General features: G+C 56.2%; 10 protein-coding genes. 7 read left to right on the forward strand and 3 right to left on the reverse strand.

What is annotated here, in order from left to right:
* Positions 1–8: 8 nt before the first annotated feature.
* On the reverse strand, positions 9–1094 hold the full coding sequence (locus ACESLM_RS20800; RefSeq protein WP_372633776.1) for a glycoside hydrolase family 88/105 protein: 1086 nt from the start codon (positions 1092–1094) through the stop codon (positions 9–11).
* A 118-nt stretch (positions 1095–1212) separates the two neighbouring features.
* Between ACESLM_RS20800 and ACESLM_RS20805 the strand changes: the two genes are divergently transcribed.
* The gene (locus ACESLM_RS20805; RefSeq protein ID WP_372633779.1) at positions 1213–2142 is read left to right on the forward strand and encodes an AraC family transcriptional regulator; all 930 of its coding nucleotides are present in this window, start codon (positions 1213–1215) and stop codon (positions 2140–2142) included.
* 47 nt (positions 2143–2189) lie between these two features.
* On the opposite strand, the gene ACESLM_RS20810 is transcribed toward ACESLM_RS20805, so the two are convergent.
* Both ACESLM_RS20810 and ACESLM_RS20815 read right to left on the reverse strand, forming a co-directional pair.
* Positions 2190–3773, reverse strand: coding sequence for a helix-turn-helix domain-containing protein (locus ACESLM_RS20810; RefSeq protein ID WP_372633782.1), 1584 nt, complete (start codon positions 3771–3773; stop codon positions 2190–2192).
* A gap of 5 nt (positions 3774–3778) precedes the next feature.
* Positions 3779–5572: a cache domain-containing sensor histidine kinase gene (locus tag ACESLM_RS20815; RefSeq protein WP_372633784.1), complete on the reverse strand. Its 1794-nt coding sequence runs from the start codon at positions 5570–5572 to the stop codon at positions 3779–3781.
* 180 nt (positions 5573–5752) lie between these two features.
* Here ACESLM_RS20815 and ACESLM_RS20820 point away from each other — a divergent pair, with 180 nt between their 5' ends.
* The 6 genes from ACESLM_RS20820 to ACESLM_RS20845 all read left to right on the forward strand — a co-directional run.
* Entirely contained in the window at positions 5753–7303 is a 1551-nt protein-coding gene (locus ACESLM_RS20820) for an extracellular solute-binding protein (protein ID WP_372633787.1), read from the forward strand.
* Positions 7304–7422: 119 nt separating this feature from the next.
* Positions 7423–8868 carry an ABC transporter substrate-binding protein gene (locus tag ACESLM_RS20825; protein ID WP_372633789.1) on the forward strand — a complete coding sequence of 482 codons (1446 nt, stop codon included), beginning with the start codon at positions 7423–7425 and terminating at the stop codon, positions 8866–8868.
* Positions 8868–9779 (forward strand): carbohydrate ABC transporter permease, encoded by a 912-nt coding sequence (locus ACESLM_RS20830; protein ID WP_372633792.1) that lies wholly within the window; start codon positions 8868–8870, stop codon positions 9777–9779. Before ACESLM_RS20825 ends, ACESLM_RS20830 begins: the two co-directional genes overlap by 1 nt.
* A gap of 1 nt (position 9780) precedes the next feature.
* Complete coding sequence (locus tag ACESLM_RS20835) at positions 9781–10668, forward strand: carbohydrate ABC transporter permease (protein WP_372633795.1); 888 nt, start codon at positions 9781–9783, stop codon at positions 10666–10668.
* 107 nt (positions 10669–10775) lie between these two features.
* Positions 10776–16079: a 3-keto-alpha-glucoside-1,2-lyase-like domain-containing protein gene (locus ACESLM_RS20840; RefSeq protein ID WP_372633798.1), complete on the forward strand. Its 5304-nt coding sequence runs from the start codon at positions 10776–10778 to the stop codon at positions 16077–16079.
* A 75-nt stretch (positions 16080–16154) separates the two neighbouring features.
* Positions 16155–21100: CARDB domain-containing protein (locus ACESLM_RS20845; protein ID WP_372633800.1), on the forward strand; the 4946-nt coding region annotated here is incomplete at its 3' end.

Genomic DNA, 21100 nt, shown 5'->3' on the forward strand with positions numbered 1-21100 from the left:
TTAGCGGTTTAGTAAGTCGAACCAACATCCGAATCAGTAAGCAGGCTCCGGCGCAGCGCTTCTGCCAGAAGACCCAGTACCAGCCCTTGGCCGTACAGAGTGGGGTAACAGGGAATCTCGTTGTAGGCCTCGATTGAAGGCATGACCGGCGTTCCGCCTGAAACGCCCAGAACTGCGCCTTTTTCGTCAATTTGGGCCAGCACGGCCGATAGCGCTTTGCAGGCTGCGGCCAAGGTGTCTTCCTCCAGCAGTCCCAGACGAACGGCCTTGAAGATCCCGCAAGCAATGCCGGCGCTGCCGGAGACTTCCTCATAGAAGTCGGACCGATCCATAACAGTGGTCCATAATCCGCTTTCCTGCTGGTACTGGGGCAGGGCTTTCATCAAGCTGGCATAGCGTTCGGTAACTGCGGGCGGAATGGCCGCAATTCCCTCCAGCTCCTCCAGAATCATGGGCGTGCCAACGGCGATCCAGGCGTTGGCGCGCGTCCAGCGCGCCGCAGACATATGATTCCGAGCCATGCTGTTCCAGCCGTGGAACAATACACCGGTCGTCTCATCCTGCAGCAGCCGCAAATGCAGGGCGAGCTGTGAAACCGCTTCATCCGCGTAGGCTTTGTTTTTCGTCTGCCGGGCCAGCCGGGCCAGAAACAGGACGGCCATAAAGACGGTGTCCGCCCAAACCTGTTCGGGGAAGGCGGCTTTTTCCGTCACGGTATGCTCAAAAGCGCCCTCCCGGGTTCGCGGGGCCTCGTTCAGCATCCACTGTCCGATTCGAATGGAGAGGTCCAGATATGTAGTGTCCCCGGTATGGCGATACAAAGCGGGGAATATAGCAAAAGGCGCCATGGAATTGATGACCTTCAACTGTTCCGATTTAGACAAATGCTGTCTGCTCCATTGAATCAATTGCTCCATGATCTCTTCCTGTTTGCTTTGTTCATAAAACTCCAATATGGAAATGACGCCGACGCCAGGAACCCAGTCCCAGTGCCTCATGTCCATGCCCCAGTTGCCGCAGTGGTCTCCCAGCATGTAGCTGTAAACGTGATCGGCCGTCCTGCGCAAAGCTTCTTTAGATAAAACGGAAGCCATTGTTTTCCTCCTTGAAAGATTTGATATACTCATACTATACGGTTTGCGCGTTCGGAAATCTTGGCCGATTCTGCCGGAATAATTGGGGAATTGTGCACATGTGATTGGAGGAAACGGCGTGCTTAGGATAGACGGGGAGGAAGTGCCGGAGAAAACGTTGGTGGATTCCGTCACCAATAAGACTTTGTTCGACTTTCCCGTACAATGCGTGTTTCGCACGAGCGACATACAGCAGGCGTTTCTTCATTCCCATCACGGCTATGAGTGGTATTTGTGTCTGAGCGGAAATGGCAGATTTATCGTTGGCGAAAATATGCTTCATGTAGGCGCCGGAACGTTGATTGTCGTCAATCCTCTGGTGCTGCATATGCCCCGATCGGATGCCGGGAAGCCTTTTCACCGTTACATTCTGAGCGTCGGCCAGAATTATATGGACCATGTTCTGCGGAATGCGATTGATCCGGGCGCGGCCAAGGCTGTGGCCAGATGGCTGCCGACAGCCGGGCTCGATTATGCCTGTTGGCAGCTAAACGCTCGTCAGCTGTTAAGAGTTCAGGATATTCTAACCCGGCTGGGGGGAGAAAGTGCGAGCGGGCGGGAGCGCTGCACGCTGACGGTGTATAGCTTGGTGCTTCAGTTTTTTGCCGGGCTGGGACGCCGCGAGGCGGGACCGGCTGTAGCTGTGCATAACGGCAAAACCCGCAAGCGGCTGGCGGAGGAGATCATGGGCTATGTGGCGGAACATTATACGGAATCGTTCGGCGTGGAGGATTTGTGCCGCCGTTTCCATCTGTCTCGTTCCTATCTTCATCGCATTTTTAAGCGGGAAACGGGAATATCGGTCAACGAATATGTGATTGCCTACCGCGTGAACAAGGCCAAGGGGCTGCTGGAAAGCGGAACTCTTCGCTTGACGGAAGTGGCCATGGCTTCCGGCTTCCGCGATTTGTCCCATTTTTTCCATATGTTCAAGCGATTGACGGGGGTTACGCCGGGGCGTTACCGGATCGGCGGAGCTACGTTGAACGGAGACGATGAACGGATATGAAGCGTAATGTGCGCAGATAACGAGCGCGGGCCGGCTGAGGTCTCCGCTCATTTTCTGCGTCGGAACTCGTTTGGAGTCATACCGGTTGCTTTTTTGAACAGCGTGCAAAAATGCGGATAGTTGGAGAATCCCACTTTTTCGGCCAATTCGTAGTTTTTCAGATCGGCGCGCAGCAAATATTCCTTGGCTTTCTCGATCCGCTGGTCGTTCAGGTAATCCAGGAAGTTGCAGCCGGTCTGCTGCTTGAACAGATGGCTAAGATAGCTGGCGTTCATATGGATATGATCGGCCACCTTCTGCAAGGTAAGGTTGTCGCGCAAATGGTCGCGCATGAAGGAGATCGCCTTCTGTATTTCCGGATGCAGATCGGGCGCGAGACCTTCATCCTGATGCCGAAGCTTGCCGATGATGGACTCGAGATGCTCGAACCAGGTTTCGAAGAAGTCGTCATGCTCAATTTGCAGCCACTCCCGTCTAGTCAGCGGAATCGACATGTCCTCGAGGAGGGCGATCATGTTTTTTTTCAGCCTGGAGGGCACCGGCCGCTGGCTCAGGACGAAGCCCCTCAGATGCTCGATGCCCTGCAACCGCTGCTCCAGATCGGGAGTGGACCACAGCGAGCGCAGCTTGCCGCTAATCGATTTCCAGTCCAACTCGCTGCCGTGATTCCACACGAATCTCTGGTATTCATGGTAGAAGTGAATGTCGGAGCGTTTGTCGTAGAAATTGATTTCCGCCGCCTGCAGCGCCTGAGAAATTGAGCCCTTGAGCTGGAAATAGCTGAGCGAGTCGGAGCTGACGCCGCATAGGAGCGGACTGCCCATATATTTGGCGAACCACTGGTTCATCTGCCTGTAGAGCCGATCCATCTGGATGCTGGCGTCTCCGTTGCCGAACGAGGACGGCTTCTGCAGCAGGATGGCTGCCTCTCCGTTCCCGAGCGGCAGCACATCGCCAAGCGCGGGGTCCTCAATACTTTCATAGATGGCCTGGCACACGGCAAAGCGCAGCAGCGAATGATCGTCCTCCGGGTAGGAATCAAAGAAAGAGATGCGATTTTGCAGAGAGACATAGATGACGCGGTAAGGAAAACGCGGCTCCGGCAGGTCGCAGCCCCTGATCAACTGGCGTGCATCCTGCTTGTAGCTGAACAAGCCTCGGCGTATTTCCTCGGCCATATGACGGCGGATGTCCCATACATGCCTGCTTTGCAGACGTTGGCCAATGACAGCGCTCTGCTTGATTTCCTTCTCGGACAATATGGCCGTTTTGCATGCCAGCAGCGTCTGCTCGATTTCCTCCATATTCATCGGCGTCTTCAGCAAATAATGCAGCGCGCCGAGTGAAATCGCGCTCTGCGCGTAATGGAAATCCTTGTGCGCGGTCAATATGGCAAAGCGGACATGGGGGAAATCCTTCTTCAGCTCCTCCATCAGCCCCATGCCGTCCATGACCGGCATCGTAATATCGGTAAGCACAAGGTCGGGCTGGTACACCGCGCAACGCTCCAGCGCCTGCTTGCCGTTGGAGGCGGTCGCGACCACCTCCATGCCAAGAGATTCCCAACGAACCTCCATGCAGAGTCGATCCAATACCATATATTCATCATCCACAAGCAGTACGCGCAGCATCGGCATTACTCCCCTTTCATCGTACGATTCGTTTTCTCACCGGTTTGAAGCGTTGGCTGCTGCGTCCGGCACGCCTTGGCGGGGAGCCGTAAAGTAACCGTTGTACCTTCCCCGACCTTGCTGCTGACCTGCAGTCCGTATTTCTCCCCGTAATAGAGCTGAAGCCGATGGTGGATATTGAGCAATCCCATATGATAGTAGGCAGGACGACTGCTCTGCGCCTGCCCCGCCAGCAGCGACCCGACAAGCCCCTGAGGCATGCCCGCCCCGTCGTCGCTGACCTCCAGCACAATGTCGCCGTCCTTCTCTGTCCCGGCAATGATGATGCTTCCCGGCTGCGCTTTGGCCAATATGCCATGAAAAATGGCATTTTCCACAAGCGGCTGCAGGGTCAGCTTCGGAATTTCGCATTCCAGCACGCCGTCCTCGATATCCACCTCTACAATAAACTGATCGGGATAACGAATGGAAAGCAGGTATGCATAATGCTTGACGCCTTCGGCCTCCTGGGAGATCGGCACATATTCATCGACCTTGTCCAGATGGAAATGCAGCAGCTCGACAAGGCTTGTAATCATACTGTCCACCCTATGCGTGTCGTTGCGCCTGGCCATGTAGCTGATGGAATTGAGCGTATTGTACAGAAAATGCGGCTGTATTTGCGCCTGCAGCACCTTCAGCTCATATTGCTTTTTGTTGCGTTCGCTCGCAAGCAGATCCTCCATCAGTCTTTTGATGCGCACCACCATCAGATTAAACGTCTGCACGAGACTGCCGATTTCCCCGCGGAACGGCAAGGATATATGGCTCTGGAAGTCCCCGGTGCTGACCTTGCGCATCTGCTTGATCAGCAGCTTGATGGGGCGGGAGACATAGCGCGACAAATAATAGGAAAGCACGCAGGACAACGCTATGCCGATGCAGCCGATCCACAGCACGTAATTCCTTAGCACCGCAATGCTGCTGTGCAGCTGCTGCTCCTTCATGACGGCCATCACCTGCCAGCCCCAATTATTGTTCTGCATGCGGGAAATATAGAGACGTTCCCCGTTTTCATCCTCTTGATACCATTCGTTCAAGCTGCCGTCCGCGATCTGGCTTCCGGACAAGCCGGATAACGTGTATTTCTTATCAAAGACGCTGTATTTCACGTATGGATGGTAGATGGTGACGGGGGTGCCGTCCCTGCTTACAATGAGCAGATCCTCCCTTATCGAGTATTCCCACCGTCCATAGCTTGAAATGATGCTTTCCAGGTCCAGATCGACGGCAAGCACGCCTTGAATGCTGTCGCCCTCGCCCTTCACGGGTACAGCCACGGACACGGTATAATCCGATACGCTGGACATGTACGGCTCCGTCCAGTAGATACGCTCGCTCATGACCGCGCCTTTATAGAGTTTGTCGGCCATCGAATGGCCCTTGATTTCCCACAAATAAGCGGAGGTGCCGAACACCTTGTAATCGTTCGTAATCATGTAGATGTTCTTCAAATCCTGATTCCAGTACATCCGGTAGTTTTCCAGCAGAGGTATGGCTTCATTTTCCGGCAGAGACGAGTACAGCCGCTCGTCGCGCGACAGCGCCAGCAGATTGACCTGCAAATTTTTCATAAACAGGTTCAAATGAACCTCCGTTCGTTCCAGCAGATGACCGACATACCGCGTTTGCTGCTTCTTGAACGAATCGATGATGAAATTTTGCGAGATGTAGCCCAGCAACACAAGCAGGGCCGTGATGGAAATAAAGCTGATCCAGAACACTTTGACACTCAGGCTTGTCGGGCGCGGCGATGGCATCGTATCGGACATCTCCTTATTCGAGCGGGATTGCATCACTGTAACGCGGAGCGACGGTTGCCGAGCTTCGGATTTTTTAGGCGAACCTTCAAATTCTTTGGAATTTTCATTCCTCCAAGTTTTCAAATTATAACATAATAGACTCAGAGCGATTTGATCAAAAAAAGAGGAGACATCGCCATGAAATCCATGCAATGGGCAAGGTTCGTTGCACTTGCGCTGGCCGTGCTTGCGCTGCTGCCCGCCTGCGATTCGGAGAAGCGCAAGGACAATCCGGTCGTCATCGAGGTCGACCGCTGGTATCCGTTCAGCGTGCAGTTACCCGAGCGGGGAGACGACGTCATCCGCGAGGCTGTTCTGCACGAATTGAATATCGATTTGCGGTACTCCTTCTCCACCGGCAGATCCTATGAATGGCGGGCGTCGCTTGCATCGAGGGCGGCATCCGGCGACATGCCGGATCTGATCTATTTCTTCAACATGATGGACTACCGGACAGCCCGCTCGCAAGGGTATATTGCACCGCTGAACGGCGTGCTGACGATAGACCGCATACCGGAGAACCTGTCGTACATTACGGAGGATTTGCTGAAGCTGATGTCGGATGACGAGGGACTGTATTACGGCATTCCGAGCGGCCTTGGCCCTATATTGGAGGGCATGTTTATCCGCAGTGACTGGCTGGACAGCCTTGGGCTTGAGCCGCCCCGAACGGTCGAGGAGTTCGCCGAAGTGGCGCTGGCTTTTGCGGAGCGCGATCCCGACGGCAACGGGCTTGACGATACATACGGCTTTACGGCCGGCGGGTGCATGAGCTGTCAGGATTTCTGGGAGCTGATCTCCGCGTTTATGGGCCATACGGCGCCGGATGAATATTTGGAGAACGGTGAATTGAAGGGGGGGTGGACGTCTCCCGAATATAGAAGCTATCTCGCTTATATGGAGGGGCTGATGAGCGCCGGCGCGCTCGACCCCGATCTCGTCACCAACGATTCTAACCGGAAGTGGCAGAAAATCGTGCAGGGACAGGCCGGCATTTTCCACGCCACCGGCTACCCGGCGGAAGCGATTCGCGAAATGAAAGCCTACAACCCCAAGGCGGAGGTGGCCTATTTGCCCCCGCTTACCGGGCCGGCGGGCACAGGCTCGCATTGGCCGCACATCGTCACCACGACGGCGGTAGGGATTACGGCCAAAGCGGCCAGGTCGGAGGAGAAACTCCGGAAAATGATTGAATTGATGAACTGGTTCAATGGAGATAAAGGAAAGAAGCTGCTCATGTTCGGCAAAGAGGGCGTCAACCATACGGTCGAGCGGGGCAAAATCCGCATTCTCGAAGGCAAGCAGAACGAATACCTGGATGCGTACAGTCTGATCGGCGACCGGAACCTCTTTATGGGTGACCAGGAAATAATGGAGGCCTATTACCCGGATCGACAAGTGCAGGACATTGTCCGGAAAATGATCCAGAACGGGGGCAAGCGCGGATCGGTGTACGGATTGGGCTACGCCCAGGAAAGAGCGCAACTGATCGACGGGCTAAAGGCCTATCGCGAGGAGATGGCGGCGCGTTTCATCTACGGGAAGGCGCGACTGGACGACAGCGGCTGGCAGCGCTATGTTGACGCCCATGACCTCCGGTACGGCGGCGAGGCGGTTCGGGAAGTCATGCTGGACGATCTGGCGGAGGGCGGCTATCTGCCATCCAGTAATTCAGAAAGACTAAAATAAAATTCGCATTCCACAAAGAATAGAAAGCAACCGCCAAAGAATACAAAGCTACTTGCTTTTCAAATGCGGCTATAATGACGGAGCAACGACAAAGCCGAATTTGAAAGGGGCAAGACACAATGATGAAGACATCCAAGACCATCATGATCCTGACGCTGATGATTGCGATGCTGCTGGCAGGCTGCAGCCAATCGACGTCTGGGAAGAACGAAGGCGGCAATACCGGGAGCCAGGGAGGCGAGGCAACGGCTGCTCCCGAGACGGGAGATAAGGAGCCGGAGAAAGTCAAAATTACGATTCAATATCCAAAGCCGGATCAAGAAGTGGAAAGGCTGGCTATGGATGACCGCATCAAACGTTTCCAGCAGCAGTATCCGCATGTCGAGATCGCCAAAAGCGACTGGCATTACAGCGACGGCGGAGCGGCGACGCTTGGCGTTAAGCTGGCCGCTGGCGAAGCGCCGTCCTATTTCAACACCTATGCGACGGAAGCGAAAATTCTGACCGACAACGGTTATGCGGCAGATATTACGAAGTATCTGAACGACTACGAATTCAAGGATCAGTTGAACGAGAAGCTGCTCGACATATTCAAGGTGGACGGCAAATATTATTCGTTCCCGCAGGGCGGCTATGTCATGACCATCGGGATCAACGCGAAGCTGTTCCGCGATAAGGGTGTCGAGCTGCCGGGCTACGACTGGACTTGGGATGAGCTCATAGAAGCGGCTAAGGCGGTTAACGAACCGGAGAAGGGCATTGCGGGCTTTGCCGTAGCAGCCAAAAGCAACGCGGCCGGTTGGAATCTGACCAACTTTATGTATCAGGCCGGCGAGTTCGTGGAGGAGATCAAGGACGGCAAGGTGACTTCGACGTTCAACTCCGACGCGGGTCTGAAGGTGCTGGAACTGTACCGTCAGCTCCGATGGGAACACAAGGTGCTGCCGGGCGACTGGAATCTGGAAAATCCGGATATGTCCAATTTGTACAAGCAAGGCCGTCTGGGCATCATTTTTCATAACAACTCCTTGAACACAGGCATTAATGACGGCGGCTTCAACGTGGAGGACGCCAAAATCTATCCGCTCCCGAGCATGGAGAAAGGATCGCCGAACTATGCCATCACCGGCGGCAACTTCTTCGTTATCAACCCGCAGCAAAGCGAGGCGCAACAGGAGATGGCCTTCAAATTCATTACGTACGACTATTTCAAGGAGAGCGGCATCGAGAACGAAGCCAAGAAGATCGAGGAGCGCCAGTCGAAAAATCAGGTTTACGTGCCCGATCTGATGCCTTACTACAGCCTGGATTCCGAATACGCGGTCAAAATGACGGAGCTGCATGCCGAATACCCCGGCGTGGTCTATGAGTTTGACAAGGAATTCCTGAACGTCTTCAACCAGAACGCCAAGGCGGAGCCGCCGTTCCATGCACAGGACTATTACGCCATCATGACCAATATTATCCAGGAAATTTTCAGCAATGAAAAGGCGGATCTCGCCAAGCTGCTGAAGGAAGGTTCCGAGAAGCTGCAAACGGAATTTCTGAATAAGGTAGAGCTGTAATGAAAACGGAGTATGTCTCTCGCAGGCCGGTCCTTGCATCCCGTCAGTTCGGCAAATCGAGACTGTACTTCTGGGGGCTGCTCTTCCTGCTGCCGGAAATGATAATCTTCTGCGTATTTCTGTGGAAGCCGATTATTATGGGCATGTATTACAGCCTGTTTGAAATCAACTTTATTAAAGGCAATACCTTTGTCGGCCTTCAAAATTATTTCGACATTTTCCGGGACGACAGCTTTCTGAAAGCCATCCGCAATACGCTGTGGTACATCTTTCTCGGTCTGATTATGGGATTCTGGGTTCCGGCGATGGCGGCGATCGCCATCTCGGAGCTCCGGTGGTTCAGGGCGTCGGCGCGGCTGATCGTATATTTGCCTAACATTGTGCCGGCCGTGGCGCTGTACGGCGTATGGAGATGGCTATTCGAGCCGATCGGGCCGCTCAACAAATTTTTGTCGGTGTTTGGCGCGGATCCGATCATGTGGCTGACGGACAAATCGATGGCGATGTTCTCCATTGTTCTGATGAACACCTGGCATCATTTTGGCGCCACCGCCCTTATTTATTTGGCCGCGGTTATGAACATCCCCAAGGATTTATACGAAGCGGCGGAGATCGACGGGGCCGGCGTATGGCAGCGCATCCGGCATATTACACTTCCGTCCATCCGAATGATTTTTGTGCTGATGCTGATCATGCAGCTCATCTCGAACAGCCAGTCCTACGAGCCGCAGTTGGCGATGACGGGCGGAGGTCCGAATGAAGCGACCCTGACCTATATGCTCATGGTGGTCAATGACGCCTTCCGGGCATTCCAGTTCGGCAAAGCTTCCGCAATGGGCGTCATTCTGTTCACGACGCTGACTGCCTTGTCCATCCTGCTGTACGCCATGCAGCGCAAGGAGGCCAATTGAGATGGCGAAGGAAAAAGTACGCGAACGCGGCATATTGTCTTATTTCGACTACCGGAAAAAGACGGTTGCCGCGGGCTATGCGATCATGCTTGCGGTGCTGGCGCTTCTGTCCTATTCTATGATTTACCCGTTTCTCGTCACGATCTTTAACGCGTTCAAAACGAGGGGAGACATTTATACGTTTCCGCCGACTCTGCTCCCGAGGGAGTGGGTTTTCGGAAATTTCAAGGAAGGCTTCCAGTTTGTCGACATCGTTCGATATATGCTGAATACGTTTGCCATCTACATCGGCAGCATGGCATTCGCCATCGTATGCATCGGACTCGCGGCATTCAGCCTCTCCCATTTGAAAATTCCGTTTCGTCAAGGCTTTACGCTGTTTTTTATGTGTACGCTGCTCATTCCATCGGCTACCTACATGATTCCGAATTATTTGAACCTGAAGGAGCTGCAGCTGCTTGACTCGTATTGGGCGTTCTGGCTGCCGTCGGCCGCCAATGCCTTCTGGATTCTGCTTCTGAAGAGCTTCTTCGACGGCATTCACAAGGAGCTGTTTGAGGCGGCGCGTATCGACGGCGCTTCGGAGCTGCGGTGTTTTATCGGCATGGCCGTGCCGCTGTCCTTTCCGATCATTGCAACGATACTCATTTTTGGTTTTACGGCGTCCTGGAACGAATGGTTCTGGGCCGGGCTCGTCATCTCGAGTCCTGACAAATATCCGATTGCAACGGCCGTCTACAAATATGTGTTGTCGGGCGAATCCAACAACATTCAAGTCAACGTCAAATTTGCGGTTATGACTATTGTGATGGTGCCGCCGCTGCTGATGTTTGCGTTTTTGCAAAAGTATATTATACGCGGCGTCAATTTGTCTGCGGTCAAAGGATAGCGGAGGCTCTAGGTCCCGCGGGAGCGGATCCTTGCCGGGAATGCTTGTTCCGGGCAAGGATACGTCCGCGTTCGATTCAACAATTGCGACACGAGGAGGTCTATAAGATGAAAAGCAAGGCCTTGCTGCGCGGATTGCTGGCCATGCTGGCGGTATTGACTGTTATAACAGCGCTTCCAATAACAGGGGCGTCTCCCGCTTGGGCGGCGGGGGCAACGGACGGGACAGCATCGCCCGCCACCCTTTCGACGGACAGCGGCATTCTGTTTGTCGAAGAGTTTGACGATGCGGTAGCCGCTGCCGCCCGATGGAAGGAAGTGCCCGCCCAATGGACGGCGGCGGTCGACGGGGGCATCTCCTATTTGCGCGCCGTTCATAACAATACCAGAACCTTTTTGCTTCCTCCGGAAGGAGCGGATTGGACGGATTACGAGGCTGTCTTTCGGGCAAAGTTCTCCAATCTGGCGTCCGGGCGCGCCGAATTTTTCGTTCGCAGCGACGCCTCGGGAAATTTCTACTCCATTGAAGCGCAGACGTCGGCCGACAAGCCGGGGGAAGCCACCTTCAAAATTCACCGCTGGCAGGGAACGGTCTATCAGGGCAATCTGACGGCCAACGTGGTATACGCCTATAATCCGACGGAATGGCACGAATACAAAATCACGGTCAAAGGCAATGCGTTTGCGCTGCAGTTGGACGGAGAACAGGTTATCGCGGCATCGGACGCCGCCTCTCACTATGGGCGCGGTTCCGTCGGCATGCGCTCTAATAACGTCGGCCTGCTGGTGGACCGCGTGGAAGTACGGGAGCTGAAGGATACCGGCGAGCCGGGCTTCGAGCCGTATGCAAGCGATTTTGAAAGCGCTTCCGAAGGGGCGGTTCCAAGCGGCTGGACGGTTCGAGGGGATGCCAAAGCGGTGCGCCTGCCCGAAGGCAATATGGTGTTCCGGCTAAACGGGCAAGCGGGCAAGATTAACCCGACGGCCACGCTGTCGCATCCCGACTATGCCGCCGTCGATAACTTCTCGCTCAAGTTTCGCGCGAAATACGTGCGCACGAGCGACGAGTCCTATAACGTGTGGCGCCTCCGCTACCGAGCCCGGAACGACGCCAACAACTATTCCATGGAATGGGGCACCCATAATTGGCGTTATTTCATCATGCGAAAAACGGATCTGGGAGGAAATTACTTCCTTGGAACATACAACGAAGCGCTGGACAACCGCTGGATCGACTACGAAATTCGCGTATCCGGCATTACTCATGAGCTTTTCATTAACGGCAACCGGGTCATCGGCGTGGACGATTTCGACACGCTGCGGATGGAGAGCGGCTATATTCAGTTCGGCACCGTCAACGGCATCGATCTGATGATCGACAGCATTGAGCTTGCACCGCTCGCTCCGCAGCACATTTACAATATCGAGCCGGCCGGCAATTATACAGGCATTTATGGTCCGGAGGAGCAGCCGGGCTTGAAGGTGCATCTGTCAGGCGGAGCCGAGGACCGCAGATACGAGGTAAGCTATCGAGTCCGCAAGGCGGACGGTGACAAGGCGCTTGTCGCGACCGGTTCTCGAAGCTTCGAGCTCGAAGCATACGGCACGTTGGACGAGGAGCTGTATTTCGACACGGTGCAGGGAATGATCGGCACTTACGACGTGTTCACCGAGCTGTCCATCGACGGCGAAGCGACGGATAACGCGGCGAAAACGATGCGAATGGCGGTGGTGCGTGAAGTTCCCCCGACGCCGGAAATCGACTTCGAGATGGAATCCAAGTTTGGCTTCAATACGCATTACAAAACGAACTGGCGCGACGATATGATGGACGCGGTACGCAAGACTGGCGCCCGCCATCACCGCAGCGCGCTCAACCTGGAGGAGACGTTTACCGGTCAATATGACGGCGGCGGGAATCCGATCTTCAATTTTGCCGCATCGGACGCCTATCTGGACAAGGTGGCCAGCTTCGGATTGAACAGCATTCCGATTCTCGGCTTCGTACAGGATACGACCCGAGCGGCGTCCTATGAAGGGCTGAAGCTGACGGAGCGATTCGTTCAGGACACCGTATATCGATATCGAGACCAAGTGACGCGGTTCGAAACGCCGAACGAGCCTGAACTGTTCGTCAAGCCCTACATTCCTTACGAAATTGTGCAGCAATGGAAGCGGGCTTATATCGGAGCCAAGAAAGGCAACTTCGATACCACTTTTATCGCCGGCGATCATACATCCAGCGTCAGAAGCGTTTTACCGGCGGAGCTTGATCTGGGCGCGTATTACTACGCCGATGCGTTCTCCTGGCATCCGTATGTCTATAATGCGATGCCGGACGGCGCGATCGAATCGTTCGTCTACCAAATCGGCGACATGATCAATCCATATGGTGGTTGGAAGGACTTTTATTTGACGGAGGGCGGGTGGCCTACGGCCAAAGGCGGCTTTCCCAATGTAACCGAGGAGGTGCAGCGGGATTACATTATGCGCGCCTTCCTGATCTATATGACGATGCCGCAGGTGCGCGCCTGGGAATATTACAATTTCAAGAATGATGGCACCGACGAAAACTATTACGAAATTTTCTGGGGCGTCACCGACGTGGACGGCCGTCCCAAGCTGGCTTACAACGCGGCCAACACGATGATGACGACGCTCGACAAGGTCGATTACATCGGCCCTCTCGATACGGGAGACACGAAGAATAGAGCCTACGTGTTCATGAAGGATTACAAGCCGATCATCGCGGCTTGGCGCTCGGTCGATCACAAGGACAATCCGGCAACTGTGCCCGCTACCTCGCAGTGGGCGGTGAATACTGGCAAAAACGAGGTGACCCTGCGAGATGTGAACGGACGCGATTCGATTGTTGCCGCGCCGGAAGGCGTGGCGAATGTAACGCTGACGGGGTCGCCGATCTATATTCTGGGTTCCGGAAGCGAGGTGCTGCACGAAGCCGCAAGCAGGCTGCGGGAGGAGTATTATGCTGCAGCGAGGCAGAAGCTGGCGGCTGCCGCAGCTGCCGGCCACGACTCGGCTGCGGGAGAGCTAATCGGTACGCTGGACGGCATCGATGCCGGACTGGAGGCTGCCATGAAGGCGCAGACTCCGGAAGCGCAGGCGGCGGACCTAGAGCAAGGCGTGATTGGGATATACGCGCTGATGAAAGCGGCGGCGGCCCAAGCGGAGCAAGGACGGCTACAGCGCGAGCCGGCGTTCGTCGCGATGGAGGCGCTGTACAATTATGCGGAAGCCGCGGCCAAGGCGCTGGTTCAGGTGAACGGCGAAGCCGGGGCAGCTACGGAGCCGGTTCCATACGAAGCGACGCTGGAGCAAGCACAGGCGGCATACGAGCAAAAAGCGGGAGAGCATCACCTGCTGGCGGTGTCGACCGCGGCGCTCATGCGCGCCAATCGCTACGGCCGTCTGGCCGAGTTGAACCGGGAGCGGGGGGATTTTGCCCAAAGCTACGGATATGCGCTGCTGGCACGCGAGCTCGCCGGCGCCGCCGAAGCGATTGCGGCTGCGGAGAAGCCGCTCTACACCGGCGTATGGCTGAACGTTACGCCGATCCGAGCGAGCGGCGAGCCGGGCTACAGCAACCGGATTACGGGAACGGTTGCTAACGAAACGAACGAGCCGCAAACCGTGACCGTATCCTTCGATCTGCCGGACGGTTGGGGCGATGCGCCGCTGCAGACTGTCGACATTGAACCGCATGGCGTCTACCGCTTCGATCTGCCGCTGCCGATCCCTGTACATGCGCAGAAGGGCACTTACACGCCGAAGGTGACCGTGGAGCGCCAGGGAGAGCGGCTGGACGAAGCGGCGGTGGAACTGCGCGTTAGCGATGCCATATCGGCCCGGATATTGCCGGCAACGAAGCCGGCCGCCGAACTGGATCGCATCGTGCTCCAGCTCAAGGGATCGTCTCCGTTCGCCAAGACCGGCAAGACGGTGCTGACCGGGCCTGACGGAAAAGCGCTTGAGCCCGTCGCCGGGGATACGTTCGCCAATCTGGCCCTGGGCGAGACGGTCGAGCTTGCCTTCCGTTGGGATTACCCGCATAGCCGTAATTTCAACGACTACCGCCTGGACGTGACGGTGACGGATACGGACAATCAGTTGACTATTTTCAAGGACGAGGCCATGCCGCTCGATTTCTTGCTGATCGAGAAGGCGCCGTCCACTGTCGTCATCGACGGCAGCTTCGAAGAATGGGCAAGCGCTTATCCCGTTCACCTTCGGGGGGTGGAACGCAACAATACGGGCGTATACGATCCGGACAATCTGGATGCGACCGCGTATGCGATGTGGGATGAGGATCACTTGTATTTGGCGGTGGATGTAACGGACAGCATTCACAAAAACGCGGAGGATGCGCCGAATTTATGGAAAAACGACTCTCTCCAGTTCTCCATAGATCCGCTCGGCGACAGCTCCGCCGCCTACAACGCGGACGATACGGAGTGGGGCTTCGCCAGACATGACAACGGACAGCATCTGGCCAACATATTCTTCTCCCGGCCGCCGAATCCGAACGGGAATGCAAGCAGTCTGCTCGATTTTCGGATAGTGCGCGATGAGGATAGTCGCAAAACACGATATGAAATCAAGCTCCCTCGGACGATGATCCATCATCTGCAGCTTGCCGAGGGCGTTTCGTTCCCCATGAACTACGCCGTCAACGACGCAGACTTTCAGATGGGGCGCGATAACTTCATCCAATGGACGCGAGGTCTTGCAGACGGCAAAAATCCGTCCCTTTACGACAGGTTTACGCTGGTTGTAACCGGAACGGTTGAGCCCGAGCTTCCGGTTGACGGTACCAGATTTGTCCTGTCCGCCGAAAGGGATATCGTGGAATCCGGCGAGGAAATCGGCGTAATTGTGAGTGCGGAAGAGGCTGACGATCTGTATGGCATTGACTTGCAGCTCGAGTATGATTCCGATCGGCTGGAGCTGCTTGACGTCGAGTTGATAGAGCCATTTGCGGGCGAAACCGGCGGTTATGCAAGCCATGCCGCCAAGGACGGGAAGGTACGAATTGTAGCCAGCAGAACGGGGGCCGTATCCGGTATAAACGGCCATGCGCCGCTACTGAAGCTGCGCTTCAAGGCGCTGTTGCAGCAAGGTTTGTCGCAGTGGCGACTGCCGGCCGGCTCCGGCTTGTCGAACAGCGAGGGTGTATTGGCCGCCGTGGCGGCGGGCAAGAGCTTGACAGCTGCTGTTACGGATTCGACGGCCATTACGGGGAACGAACCAAGTTCGGATGCCATCGTATTATTGGCGAAGTCGCTTGGCAGAAGATCGGGCGAAGTCGGTTATAACGCGCTGTATGATATGAACAAGGACGGCGTCATCGATATTATAGATATTTCTTACGTGGCGCTGCGCATTTTGAAATAAGCAATAGCAGGACGAATATATGGACGTTGCCGGCTCCGGCCGGCAGCAATCGATCGAATCAAGGGAGGTTTACCCATGAAATGGAGAAGGTTTGCCGCTTGCTTTCTTATAGTCGCGCTGCTGCTTACTCTTCTGCCCGGCCATGCGCAATTTGTTTTCGCGTCGGGCGATCTGCCCGGAGACGAGCAGCAATACGACGTGCCCGACAACGCCGGTCAACCATCCGATGCCGCGCAAAGCGCTGAACAGCCATTGAACGATCCGCAAAGCGCCGGGACTTTGAATGCCGTATTGCAAAGCGCCGAGCCGCTCGAGCTTGCGTATGGCAAGCCGGTCACGGCAAGCTCGGAGAAAACCGGGGATGGCCGGACGGCCGTCAAGGCGGTAGACGGCGATCCGGCGACACAGTGGGAGTCGTCTGCCGTGCCGGCCCATTTGACGATCGATTTGCTGGATGAATACGTGGTGAACAAAGCCGCGATTACGCTCGGGCCGGACTGGAGCGCGCGCACGCTGAATTACGCGGTAGAGGGCAGTCTGAACGGCACTGATTTCATCGTATTGTCTCCGCCCAACGACTACCGCTTCGAACGCGCGCCCAAGAACCGGCATGAAATGGCGTTCGATTCCGTCAAAGCGCGCTATATCCGCTTTGTCGGAGTCTCCAACTCCAATCCTAACGGCATTCAAGCGACGGAGCTGCAGGTCTATCAGGATCCCGACTATACGCCGGACGGCGGCCAGCCGGAGCTTGCGGTGACCGGTCTGACCTGGCAGCCGGCAAACGTCTTCGCCGGTGACCCGGTCTTGTTCACCGGACAGATTACCAATGTCGGGAGCGGCGATTACAGCGGGGTCATGAATCTGCAACTGGATATCGGCGGCCGGACGGTAACGGGAACCGCCGGGCAGGTTACTCTGCCGGTGGGCTGGAAGCTGCCGGTTGCCTCGGAGATCTGGACGGCCGCAGCCGGCAGCCATACAGTCCTGGCAGCGGTCGAAGGCTTCGGGCAACAGTCGAGAGCTTACCCCATGCAGGTACTGGGGGAGGAATACGGATTGCCCGATGGATGGGCTTATGCGGAGATCGGCAGCCATGCATCGCCCGGCTCTGCCTATTACAGCGACGGGATGTTTACGGTGGAAAGCTCCGGATATGATCTGGCGGGGAGCGGAGACGAGGCCTCGTTCGTCTATCGTATGATCGATGGGGACGCCACGTTGGAGGCGACACTGCAGTTGCCGCCGGACGGGAGCGCCGGCAGCGGCTCCGGCGTAATGTTCAGGGCCGGCCTCGGCACGCAGGATGACTTTATCGCTTTGCGCTTGCTTGCAGACGGCAAGCTGCAGATGAATATGAGAAGCGGTGGCGTATGGTCGTCCGCCGATCTGGGGCAATTGCAGCGTCCGGCAGCGGTCAGGCTGAAACGAATCGGCGATAGGTTCAGCGCATACGCATCGGAGGACGGCGCGAGTTGGGGAACGCCGCTCGCGAGCAGACAGCTGGCACTGCCGAATGAATCGGCAGGAGGCCTCGTTGTCGCCTCACGGGATCGCGGCAAGGCAGTTAAGGCCAATTTCAGTCAGGTTGCCGTGGCCCGGGAGGAAGCTGCCGATCTAATCGTGTCCGAGATTGTACTGTCGCCGGCGAAGCCCAAACCGGGAGACGAGGTTGCCTTCAGCGCCACCGTGATGAATCGCGGGGCGGCTCCCACGGTACAGCCGTCGTTTAAGGTCGGCTTCAAGATCGATCCGCATACGAACGGAAATATAGCGAGCGCGGGCGAGTATAGCGGCGTTCTCGCTCCCGGTGAATCTGTAACAGTTGTCGGCACTGCTGCATGGGCGGCGGAACCGGGGACGCACGCGGTGCTGGCGATAGCCGATCTCGACGGCCAGGTCGAAGAAGGCAACAAGCTAAACAATGAAGCGACGGCATATGTAGCCGTCCGGGAACATAAGGCGCCCGCACAAGAAACGCCGTTCGACCGCCGCGCGAGCTATATTCTGAATACGTTCGCGGCGGAGCAGCCGCAGCAGACCGACCGGACATTATGGGTGAAGGAAGCGATCTTCTACGCGCAAGCCCGGTTCGAGCTTGGCATCGACGTAGAGACGGCGTTGTCCATTGTCGACGACATTAACAACAATCCGGCCGGAGCTTCCATGTTTTATTACACGGCCAACATAGATACCTATTTGCGGTACGGCCATCTGTATCCGGAGGCGCTGCGCAACAAGGTGAAGCAGAGGCTGCTGGCGATCGACTATTCGAATAACGGCAGCACCGAAAATCATTTACTTAAATTTCGCACAGCCGGTTTTCTGGTCGCGCAAACGTGGCCGGAGTGGGATAAGGCCGCCGCGACGAAAGCTTTTGCCAAGCAGGATATAAGCGCAATGCTGAAGCGCTTTGTCGCCTACGGCATGAAGGAATACGATTCCACTACCTACGCCGCCCTTTATTTGGAATGCTTGCTCATGCTGCATGAATTTTCCGAGGACGCGGAATTGAAGCGGCAGGCTACTATGGCACTGGAGTGGATGCTGGCCAATATAGCGGGCGAGTGGGTGAACGGGTACTGGATCTCCTCTACGGTGAGGGATTATAACGGCATAAGTCCCAAGCTCGGCGCGGCGGGCAATGTGATGGCCTGGCTTTATTTCGGCGGGGAGGAGAGGCCGGCACTGCGCGAGAACGACATGAATTATCCCGAGGGGATGTATTCGGTCATGGCGGCGGCGTCCGAATATAGGGCGCCGGATATTTTGAGCCGGATTGCCGAAGATCGCAGCACCCCTTACCTGCATCGAGAAAGCCATGACCAGCATCCCGCAACAAAGCTGAACTATCCGCACGGCTACCGGAAGAGCAGCTATATGACGGAGCATTATGGCGTAGCCAGCCAATTTGACGGCAACGGCACGCTAGGCTGGTCGGATCAGCTGCGCAGATGGCTGGTGAGATGGGTGTCCGACGAGCCTTACAGCACCTTCTTCATGACGCATCCGAAGCGGGGCGGCATCCAGTCGGGCGGTACCCCGTACGAACAGGTGGTGCAGAGCGAAGGCGCGATTGTCGCCGTATACAATATTCCACAGGGAGACGCTTTCCCTTATGTGAATGGACCGTTCCCGTCAGCGCTCAAAGAGAAGATCGAGCATGACAGCGGCTGGATATTCGCGCACGGCGGCAACATGCTCCTGGCAGTCAAGCCGCTCAAGCCGTACCAGTGGACGGAGGAAGCGATCGGCTCCCTGACTATTCCGGTTCTGCGGAGCGCGCATCTAAAGAACGGCGTCATTGTCGAGACGGCATCCCCGGACAGCTATTCGGAGGCGGAGGACGCCGCTTTGCCGGACGGCGAGCGGAGACAGCTTCAGCTCTCCAGATTCGCGCAGGCGATTTTGGACGGAACGGAAGTGGATGCATCCGGCATTGACAACGCGAATCCGTCTATCGTTTACACGTCATTGTCCGGCAATGTGATCGGCATCCAATACAACGGAGACCGCATCATTAACGGCGAGGCCATCGACTACACGGAATGGCCTCTCATCGAATCGCCGTACTTCCGCCAGGAGGTTGGAAGCGAGGTGCTTCTGATCCGCCACGGAGGAGAATCATTGGCGTACGATTTTGGCAACTGGGAAGTAACAGTACCCGCCGAAGGTCCGGATCTGACGGTAAGCCGCGTTAGCTGGCTGCCGCAAACCGTCGGGGTCGACAGGCGGGCGGAGCTTAAGGCGACGGTGCGCAATGCCGGGCTGGCCGCTTCTCCGGCTGCAGGCTTTGAGGTTGTATTCAAGGACGGGGATGAAGAAATCGGCAGCGCTCTTTATACCGGATCGCTGGCGAAGGGCGAGTCGGTCGAGCTGTCGGCCGTTGACTGGACGCCGCGTACGGTGGGCCAACATTCGATTACCGCAGAGGTCAGGGCGACAAATTGGACGGAAGGCGAGCTTGCCAACAACAGCCACACCACGCAAATAACGGTATTTGGCGCCAAACGAATATGGTTCAGCGACGACTTTGAAGACGACATCACAAGCAAATGGGATTCCGCGGGAGCGGTCGGCTCCTGGTCCCATGCGGTGGACAGTGACGATGGCCGAAAGATCATGAAGGGAAGCAGTACGGCGACATCCGGAAATCCGGTGCGCAAGGTGGCGAAGTCGACGGCCTGGGAGGACTTTGATGAGACCTCTCGCGACTACATGTTCGAGTTTACGGCGAAATATGCAGGCGGGAGCGCCAGCGGCGGAACGGGCGAGCAGATGCGGGCTTTGGTCCGGTTCGCCAATCCGCAGGCTTATTACTATTTCGATTTCAACAGCAAGACGGGCACAGTCGCCTTTGTCAAATATACGACCGAAACCGGTTTTGTGACGCTGAACCCGCCTGTGCGAATAGCGGATAAGGTTCCGGAATTCAATTTTAACCGCTATAACCGGTACGCCATCAAGGCAGAGGGAGACGCCTTTGTGCTTTCGATCAACGATGCCGTCGTTCTGGAGACGGTGCAGGACGTCTCGGTGACCGGAGGCTCCGTCGGTTTTATGAACCGAAACTCGGAATTGTGGATCGACGAGGTTCGGGTCGAATCGATCGCCGTCAATGAACCTGAAGAACCTGGTCCGGTAAGCGATGCCGTCTTTACGATGGAGGCTGTCGCGGGAAGCGGCTTGAATGCCGAAGAGGCGGCTATCCGAATAGCGGTGGAAAAGGCGGACGACTTGTACGGCTTTGTACTGGATATCGGGTATGTCCCCGATGAAGCGGAGCTTGTGTCGGTCCAGGCTCATGCCGATCTGGGAGGACAGCCTTTTGTCAGCTACAAGGATCACGGAACGTTCGTTCGAATTGTAGGCAGCCGGACGGCAAGCGACGGAGAGCTGGGCATAAATGGCGATGCCGGGCTGCTGACCCTCGCGTTCAAGGTTCCGGCCGGGCAGCAGACGCTGCGGCTCACGCTGCGCGCCGGTTCGGATTATTCGAACAGCAAGGCGGAACGCACGGT

This window comes from Cohnella sp. (genome assembly GCF_041641335.1).
In the GTDB taxonomy this organism is placed as follows: Bacteria; Bacillota; Bacilli; order Paenibacillales; family Paenibacillaceae; genus Cohnella.